This is a genomic window from Alteromonas sp. 14N.309.X.WAT.G.H12, assembly GCF_036697315.1.
Taxonomy (GTDB): Bacteria; Pseudomonadota; Gammaproteobacteria; order Enterobacterales; family Alteromonadaceae; genus Alteromonas.
The window spans coordinates 1-5361 of the sequence record NZ_JBAHZB010000163.1 but is presented as its reverse complement, the minus strand read 5'-3'; the positions used below and the strand labels follow the sequence as shown (position 1 = coordinate 5361).

Here is a 5361-nt window from a genome sequence, read left to right as displayed (position 1 = left end):
ATGTTGAAGCAAATAAAGCGAGTTTATTTGACCAACCTACCCGTTGCGATATAGATAAGGCAGATCACTGATCATGAATGAGTGGAAAGAACTGACCCTGCAAGGGTTATGGAAAAACAATCCCGCGTTAGTGCAACTACTCGGGCTATGTCCGTTGTTGGCGGTGACATCCACGGTCATTAATGGCCTTGGCCTTGGTCTTGCCACTACCCTTGTATTAATAGGCTCAAACATCACCGTGAGTCTTGTTAGAAACGTGGTAAGTAACGAAATTCGGATCCCGGTTTTTGTTATGGTCATCGCCGCTTTTGTTACCATTGTGCAATTACTTATGAATGCATACACCTATGAGCTTTACCTTACCTTAGGTATCTTCATTCCGTTGATTGTGACCAATTGTGCCATCATCGGCCGTGCCGAAGCCTATGCGTCAAAAAATGCCATCGTGCCCTCGGCAATAGATGGCTTAATGATGGGCGCAGGATTTACCTTTATTCTCATGTTACTTGGTGGCATCCGCGAAGCTTTGGGCTCAGGCACATTGCTTGCGGGCGCCGACCGACTTTTTGGATCGGTAGCAGAAAACTGGACCATCACGCTGTTTCACACCGAGCAGCCTTTTTTGCTAGCGATATTGCCCCCCGGCGCGTTCATCGGCATGGGGTTTATCATTGCTGTTAAAAATTACATTGATGGATTACATGCCGCTAAACAGGCACCGGCAAGTAAAACGGTCACCCGTATTCGTGTCACCGCAGAACAATAAACAAAAACTATGAACAATACGAAACGTAGAGAAATTCTCACTCGCCTGCGCGCTGAGAACCCCCATCCCACCACAGAACTGAATTTTTCATCCCCCTTTGAGTTGCTGGTAGCCGTTACCTTATCGGCCCAAGCCACAGATGTGAGTGTGAACAAAGCCACCGCAAAGTTATTTCCCATAGCCAATACGCCCCAGGCAATCGCCGATTTAGGTGTAGAAGGGCTAAAGGACTATATTAAAACCATTGGCCTTTACAATTCTAAAGCGAAAAATGTGCATCGACTTAGTGAGATACTGTTAGAAAAGTATCAAGGCGAGGTGCCAGAAAACCGAGAAGCTTTAGAAGCCTTGCCCGGCGTGGGTCGAAAAACCGCTAACGTGGTTTTAAATACTGCCTTTGGCTGGCCGACCATAGCGGTGGACACGCACATATTTAGAGTCTCAAACCGCACTAAATTCGCCATGGGTAAAGATGTGGTCGCAGTGGAGCAAAAACTGGAAAAAGTGGTCCCCAAAGAATTCAAAGTGGATGTTCACCACTGGCTGATTCTGCACGGCCGTTATACCTGTATTGCACGTAAGCCCCGCTGTGGTAGCTGTATTATTGAAGATTTGTGTGAATACAAAGACAAAACGGAATAAAAGCTGAATCGGCCCTTTTGGTTGTTCAATACCATGATATCCTAGTGCCCTGCCAACAAGCCGTCCTGTCTTAGTACGTTGATCTGTCATAAAAATGTCGTGTTATTCACGCACACTGCATGCTGACACAACAATATCGTACCAAATAAAACACTCACGTTTTTAAGCTAAGTTATGTTGACGCAAACGGGTGTCCATGCCCGTTATCAAAGTGCTTTTGTTTAACGGTACACAGTTCAACAGGAGCCTTTATGACAGCTGCACGGTACTTTGTAACCTTTCTTATATGGCAATGCCTTTGCCTTACCTCTGCAGGTGCCGTAGATATTATTGCCCACCGCGGCGCATCTGGATACTTGCCAGAACACACCTTGGCATCCACTACCCTCGCCTTTACCCAGCACCCCAATTACATCGAACAGGATGTGGTGATGAGCAAAGACGGCGTAGCTGTGGTGTTGCACGATATACATTTGGAAACCGTAACCAACGTGGAAGCCATTTATCCCCATCGAGCCCGAGAAGACGGTCGCTGGTATGTCTTGGATTTCACCTTTGATGAACTGCAAAAACTAACGGTACACGAACGCACCGATGAACAAGGGAATACGGTCTTCCCCCACCGCTATCAAGGTCAGCACGGGACTTTTCGTATCGCCACCTTGGCCTCTCATATTGAGCTTATACAGCAACTTAATCAGGCCTTTGATACCCATGTGGGATTTTATACCGAGATAAAATCACCGGCATGGCATCGCGAACAAGGGGTGGATATTAGCGCGGCGGTTCTTGTGGTTTTACAACACTATGGCTTAACCGAAAACAATGGCAATTTGTACATTCAGTGTTTTGATTTTGAAGAAATAAAACGCTTGCGTGAGACCTTCCATTACAAGGGTAAATTGATTCAACTTTTCGCAGAAAACGCGTGGGGCGAGTCCAGCACGGACTATGATGCGTTACTCACAGAATCAGGCATAAAAAACCTGGCCAAGTATGTGGATGGCGTAGGTCCATGGCTTCCTCAGCTTATGGACACAAAAAGCCTAAAAAACGGTCAGTTGGTTGTTCGCCCTTGGGTAGGCTACGCCAAGCAGGCGAAATTACTTATTCATCCCTATACTCTTCGCACCGACGCTCTGCCGACAAAGCATAGCGCAGAAACCCTTTTGCTATGGTTAACTGGCCCGGTGGGCATTGATGGGCTCTTTACCGATCAGGTACCGCCTGTACGTGAGTTCTTATCCCGTTAGGCGGTGAGCCGCTGTTCAGGACCTTACCCTTTGGATAAACGCACCACAACGCGCCGGTTTAGTGCCCGGGTATCACTGTTAATATTTGGAGAGATATGACGTTTTTCACCATGGCCACTGACCTCAATTCGTGAAGAATCGACGCCCATCGCCGTGAAGTAATCTTTCACCTGATTTGCTCGGCGCAAGGACAATTGCTCGTTATTCCATCGTCCACCGTAGCTATCGGTATACCCGTCAAGCAAGACCAGTTCTAAATCAGTATCTTCTTTTAAATATTCGCCAATCATTTCCAATCGTTTTTCAGCGTACTTGGTCAGATCTGTACTGTTTTTCTTGTAAGATAAAACCGTGTAGGAAATATCGTCAAAGCTATAGGGCAAAAGGTGAGAGACACAATTCACAAACTGCCGATAGACAGGTAAAAAGTTGCTGGCGTTAAGGGCTACTGCAACCTTGTCATACTGATTGTACCAATCTTGATAGTAAATGGTGGGCCAATAGCCCTTTTCCAGTTCGCTAAGCATAGTCCAGGCTGCTTTTTCAGGCAGATCGCCATTATATTGGGTACGCAAGGTCATATCAGCGATACGTTTTGGCATGGCGCCTGGCATCCAGGATGGCGGTACAGAATACACCGCGGCCAAGTCGAAGGACTTGGGTAAAAGATGCATATCAAGCTCAAATTCCATATTTAATTGCTTCGACGCCTGACTGATAAACATGGCGTCACCATAGCCGGGAACAGGATGGGATAAGGTGCACTGCAATCGGCTTTCATTAGCCAATTGCCAATTTGACGTCTCAACAGATGCCGCATACTGTCTCATTGCAGACTGGCTGGTTGCAGAAACCAGCAATAAACATAATATTATTGCCTGTCGAAACATAGTTTGCCCTGAAAGTAATTTTGATATTGTTAACTTTCTTATTATCGCCCGTAAGTAAAAAAAGTTTAGCACAATCCGCCGCTGTCATTCGCCAACAAATTGCTAGACAAAAAAGAACAAAGGTAGATACCAAGCCCGTATCCTGCGATAATTTCTCACTTTCTGTATTCACAGCCTTAATGATGCTATGGGATCAGGGGCTTAACGCCCGTTAAGGCCGCCTAGTTGAATACTTGGATTTTTTATTTAAGGCAAAATACTTTATATGTCTGACAGTTCTGGCACGTTAAAAGACCGTTTTCGCGGCTATTTCCCCGTCGTAATCGATGTCGAAACCGCAGGATTTAATGCACATACCGATGCATTACTGGAAATCGCGGCAGTCACACTTAGGATGGACGAAGCGGGAATGCTCCACCCGCATCAGACAATACACCATCATGTCATTCCTTTTGAAGGCGCCAATTTGGAACCCGCCGCGCTGGAATTCAACGGCATCGATCCCCATTGTCCACTGCGTGGTGCACTGGAAGAGTCAGAGGTCATGAAAGATCTGTGTAAAAACATCCGTAAGTATCAAAAGGAAGCCCAGTGCCAGCGTTCGGTTATTGTGGCCCACAACGCAGCCTTTGATCAGGGCTTTGTTAACGCAGCAATTGAACGTAGTAAGATCAAGCGAACGCCCTTTCATCCCTTTGTGTCTTTTGATACCACGACCCTGGCAGGACTCGCTGTCGGACAAACCGTGCTGGTTAAAGCCTGTCGGGAAGCGGGGATCCCCTTTGATCAAAGTGAAGCACACAGTGCACTGTACGATGCCCAGCGCACTGCCGAACTGTTTTGCTATATTACTAACCGATACCATGAATTAGGTGGCTGGCCACGTAACAAATCCTAGCTTGTTAAAACAGGCGGAATAACTGTTAGCATTAGGCCGGTAAATTACAAATGGTCAGCTTCTTCAGGCAGGTATTTCGCCATCGCGTCTTTGGATGCATCCATACCGGCTTTCCCTTCTGTCCAGCCTGCAGAACACACTTCACCGCGTCCCAATACTGTATCCGTGCTCAAATCCAGGGCCAGATGGCCAAGGAGAACGCCCAGAGTTCACGCCTTTCACAATATGCGCTGTAATATAATGGAATGGTTAAGGGATGCTTTTTATTGATACTGCCTAAGCGAGCCGCAATAACCTATCCAACCGATGAAAGCTGCGGTTATTAGAGTGTAAAAAAACGACGAAAAAAACCGTTTTACCCCTTGCCTTGAGAATAAATAACAACTATTATCATTCACAGTTGTATTGCAAAGGCAGTTTTATGTACGTATGTATGTGTTACGGGGTAACCGATAAAGCCATTACTCAAGCGGTTGAAGAAGCCGGTGTGGGAAATTTGCGCGAGTTACGTCAACATTTAAATGTAGGCGCTCAATGCGGAAAATGCATTCAAATGGCACAACAAATCATTGACTCAACCATCATTGACGAGTCGTTGTTTAAAGAAGTCTGTTAATTTTTCTTCCTCTTTTTTTGCTATAACCCCTAGCCCCTTACCGACGTCCTGTAACCACTATCCCTTTGCCCTCTTTAAATACAGTTTCCCTCTTTTAGAAAACAAAAAACCCGGTAAAAACCGGGTTTTTAATTTACTGTATGCTTAAGGTCGCAATGCCTATAACTTAGTCTTCGCTAGAGTCTTCAGCTTTATACTTCTTTGCCGTTTCTTTAATCAAAGGCTGTAGTTCATTTTGCTGTGTCATTTCAATGATAATGTCACATCCCCCTACCAACTCGCCATCAACCCATAGT

6 protein-coding genes and 2 pseudogenes are annotated in these 5361 nt (G+C 45.8%); 5 read left to right on the top strand and 3 right to left on the bottom strand.

Annotated features, from left to right (window positions below; all coding sequences use genetic code 11):
- The first annotated feature begins 73 nt into the window (after positions 1 to 73).
- The 3 genes from V5298_RS19625 to glpQ all read left to right on the top strand — a co-directional run bounded on the left by V5298_RS19625 (position 74) and on the right by glpQ (position 2661).
- Positions 74 to 766 carry an electron transport complex subunit E gene (locus V5298_RS19625; protein ID WP_332933118.1) on the top strand — a complete coding sequence of 231 codons (693 nt, stop codon included), beginning with the start codon at positions 74 to 76 and terminating at the stop codon, positions 764 to 766.
- Between the two features lie 9 nt (positions 767 to 775).
- Positions 776 to 1408, top strand: coding sequence for an endonuclease III (gene nth / locus V5298_RS19620; RefSeq protein ID WP_332933117.1), 633 nt, complete (start codon positions 776 to 778; stop codon positions 1406 to 1408).
- Positions 1409 to 1659: 251 nt separating this feature from the next.
- Positions 1660 to 2661, top strand: a complete 1002-nt coding sequence (gene glpQ, locus V5298_RS19615) for a glycerophosphodiester phosphodiesterase (protein WP_332933116.1) — start codon at positions 1660 to 1662, stop codon at positions 2659 to 2661.
- A gap of 23 nt (positions 2662 to 2684) precedes the next feature.
- Here glpQ and V5298_RS19610 read toward each other — a convergent pair whose 3' ends face one another.
- Positions 2685 to 3551: a flagellar protein MotY gene (locus V5298_RS19610; RefSeq protein WP_332933115.1), complete on the bottom strand. Its 867-nt coding sequence runs from the start codon at positions 3549 to 3551 to the stop codon at positions 2685 to 2687.
- 265 nt (positions 3552 to 3816) lie between these two features.
- On the opposite strand from V5298_RS19610, the gene rnt reads away from it, so the two are divergent.
- Entirely contained in the window at positions 3817 to 4449 is a 633-nt protein-coding gene (gene rnt / locus V5298_RS19605) for a ribonuclease T (RefSeq protein ID WP_332933114.1), read from the top strand.
- Positions 4450 to 4493: 44 nt separating this feature from the next.
- On the opposite strand, the pseudogene V5298_RS19600 reads toward rnt, so the two are convergent.
- Positions 4494 to 4595 (bottom strand): annotated as a pseudogene (locus tag V5298_RS19600) (peroxiredoxin); the annotation flags it as partial.
- 275 nt (positions 4596 to 4870) lie between these two features.
- On the opposite strand from V5298_RS19600, the gene V5298_RS19595 reads away from it, so the two are divergent.
- A complete protein-coding gene (locus V5298_RS19595) occupies positions 4871 to 5065 on the top strand; it encodes a (2Fe-2S)-binding protein (protein WP_216029026.1) in 195 nt (64 codons plus the stop codon).
- Between the two features lie 166 nt (positions 5066 to 5231).
- Here V5298_RS19595 and V5298_RS19590 read toward each other — a convergent pair.
- Positions 5232 to 5361: pseudogene (locus V5298_RS19590) on the bottom strand (glutaredoxin); the annotation flags it as partial.

Excerpts from the sequence above, each read along its gene's own strand:
- V5298_RS19625 (WP_332933118.1), top strand. The coding sequence starts at position 74 with ATGAATGAGTGGAAAGAACTGACCCTGCAAGGGTTATGGAAAAACAAT.
- nth (WP_332933117.1), top strand. The coding sequence starts at position 776 with ATGAACAATACGAAACGTAGAGAAATTCTCACTCGCCTGCGCGCTGAG.
- glpQ (WP_332933116.1), top strand. The coding sequence starts at position 1,660 with ATGACAGCTGCACGGTACTTTGTAACCTTTCTTATATGGCAATGCCTT.
- V5298_RS19610 (WP_332933115.1), bottom strand. The coding sequence starts at position 3,551 with ATGTTTCGACAGGCAATAATATTATGTTTATTGCTGGTTTCTGCAACC.
- rnt (WP_332933114.1), top strand. The coding sequence starts at position 3,817 with ATGTCTGACAGTTCTGGCACGTTAAAAGACCGTTTTCGCGGCTATTTC.
- V5298_RS19595 (WP_216029026.1), top strand. The coding sequence starts at position 4,871 with ATGTACGTATGTATGTGTTACGGGGTAACCGATAAAGCCATTACTCAA.